A 283-nucleotide genomic window follows, 5' to 3' on the forward strand; every position below is an offset into this window, starting at 1 on the left:
CGTCGGAGACGACCCCGGCGATGCGGGGGTCGCAGTGGATCCGCGCGCGGCGCAGGATGTGGAGGTGGCCGATGTGGAACATGTCGAACACCCCGGGGACGGAGCCGGTGACGGCGCGGTGGCCGAGGGTCCCGCGCGAGCGGCCGGTCACCGCGCACCGTCGGAGGCGAGCTGGGCGGACCAGTGCCGCGACAGGGCGACGAGCATCGCGGTGTGGGCCAGGGCCAGGGCCAGGTAGACGAACCCGACCACCTGCGGGAAGCCCCAGAGCAGGAACGCGGCG

The 283-nt window shown here is 74.6% G+C and carries 1 protein-coding gene; it reads right to left on the bottom strand.

The genetic code is table 11. The annotated features are described in order from the left end of the window. The coding region (locus AC0I8G_RS25875; RefSeq protein ID WP_471732505.1) for an adenylyltransferase/cytidyltransferase family protein at nucleotides 1-151 on the bottom strand (151 nt) is incomplete at its 3' end. Nucleotides 152-283: the final 132 nt, after the last annotated feature.

The organism is Kineococcus sp. AC630, assembly GCF_979255925.1.